This window comes from Methylobacterium frigidaeris, from assembly GCF_022179185.1.
GTDB classification, from domain to species: domain Bacteria; phylum Pseudomonadota; class Alphaproteobacteria; order Rhizobiales; family Beijerinckiaceae; genus Methylobacterium; species Methylobacterium frigidaeris.
Window position 1 is genome coordinate 1 of sequence record NZ_BPQJ01000109.1, and the last position, 1948, is coordinate 1948.

A 1948-nucleotide genomic window follows, 5' to 3' on the forward strand; every position below is an offset into this window, starting at 1 on the left:
AGTGCCTCCGTTCCTGAGGCCCGCAGCCTGTCTCAAATCATCTGACGACGGACAACGTTGGTCAAGCTCGTTCGGGTATTGATGCTTGGCCCAGTTGTGCTGGCCCTCTCACTCGGGGCGAGCCGGCTGCGTAAGGAGACCGACGAGGCCGCCCCGCACGTCACCGCGGGCGAGCGTCCCAAGGCCGGCCGCATCGCGGTTCATCGGTTAGTACCGTGGTTCATCCTGGCATTCCTGGCCATGGCGGGCCTCCGCTCCGGCGGACTGATCCCGCATATGGCCCTGTGCCCAATCGCTCGGACCGCCAACGTGCTCACCATCGTCTCCATGGCCGCGCTCGGGCTCGGGGTTGATGTGCGCAGTGTGGTCGGCGCGGGCCTGCGGGTTACGCTGGCAGTAGTCGCCTCTTTGGCCGCGCTCACCGCTGTCAGCCTCGGCTTGATCCGGGTCCTCGGCATCGCGTGACGCCGCCGCGCAGAAGCGCGCCCGCTTCCCAGTGCGAGACAAAATCGTCTGACAAACAGAATGGAATGAGCATATATTTCTATTGGATTGCATAATAATAGAATAGTATTTCCCCCTCACTAAGGGGCGTGGCCTCAGATGCCCTGCTGCGAATGCGGAGGAACAACCTTGAGCCAACCTACGATCCCACGTCGTGCCATGCTCGCCGGTCTTGGCCTCGGCAGCCTCGCCGCCGTCGCGCCTGCCTGGGCCGTCAGCTCAGTCAAGCTTCCGCTTCTCGGTGACCCTGACACGCGCGACCTCACGACCGCTTTCCCCGGCAAAGGGTCAATGATCCTCCAACGCACCCGGCCGCCACTCCTGGAGACGCCATTCGAGGTGTTCGACCAGGGCGTGTTCACTCCCAACGACCGCTTCTACGTGCGCTGGCATTGGGCCTCGATCCCCACCGAAGTCGACGCGAAGGCCTTCCGGCTGAAGGTTCGTGGACACGTCGACAAGGAGCTGTCGCTATCGCTCGATGAGATCGCTCGGCTGCCGCGCTTCGAGATCGCTGCAGTCAACCAGTGCTCGGGCAACTCACGCGGCCTGTTCGCACCGCGCGTGCCCGGAGCGCAGTGGGCCAACGGCGCGATGGGCAACGCGCGCTGGACGGGCGTATGCCTGAAGGACGTTCTCGACCGTGCTGGGGTGAAGGCTGGAGCCGTGCAGGTGCGTTTCAGCGGTCTCGACGAGCCGGTCGTGGAGGATGCGCCCGACTTCAAGAAGTCACTCGACCTCGATCACGCTCGCGGCGGTGAGGTCATGCTCGCCTACGCCATGAACGGCGAGCAGCTGCCGCTGCTCAACGGCTTCCCGCTTCGCCTCGTCGTTCCGGGCTGGTACTCAACGTACTGGGTCAAGATGCTCTCCGATATCGAGGTGCTGGACAGGCCCGATGATCAATACTGGATGAAGACTGCCTATCGCATCCCGGACGTGCCAGGAGCCAACATCAAGCCCAGTCAAACCGGCTTCAAGACGGTGCCGATCAGCCGCATGGTCCCCCGCGCGTTCCTGACCAACCTGCGCGGCGGTGCAAGAGTGGCCACGGGTTCGCCGGTGGCGCTACGCGGCATCGCCTTCGGAGGCGATTGCGGGGTCAGAACAGTAGAGATCTCTGGCGACGGCGGCGCTACGTGGTCTCTGGCAAAGCTCGGAGCCGACGAGGGGATCTACAGCTTCCGCCGCTTCGAGGGCGGCCTGCCGGCACTCGCAGCTGGTACCCACGCGATCAAGGTCCGCTGCACCAACACGAACGGTCTCACCCAGCCCATGGACCCGGTCTGGAACGGGGCCGGGTTCATGCAGAACGGCGTCGAAACCGTGTCGCTCCAGGTTGCCTGAAGGACGAGAGCCATGGTCACCCTACGCGCCGCACTCCTGCTCGCACCGCTCGCCTTTGTCCCCACCGCGGCGCTCGCCGATCAGACATCCGAGCCGA

General features: G+C 64.6%; 1 protein-coding gene and 1 pseudogene. Both read left to right on the forward strand.

Going from position 1 to position 1948, the window contains the following annotated elements; genetic code table 11:
• Window positions 1-54: 54 nt before the first annotated feature.
• A pseudogene (locus MFF64_RS36395) lies at window positions 55-465 on the forward strand (putative sulfate exporter family transporter); the annotation flags it as partial.
• A gap of 138 nt (window positions 466-603) precedes the next feature.
• A complete protein-coding gene (locus tag MFF64_RS36400; protein ID WP_238193881.1) occupies window positions 604-1851 on the forward strand; it encodes a molybdopterin-dependent oxidoreductase in 1248 nt (415 codons plus the stop codon).
• The last annotated feature ends 97 nt before the right edge of the window (window positions 1852-1948 follow it).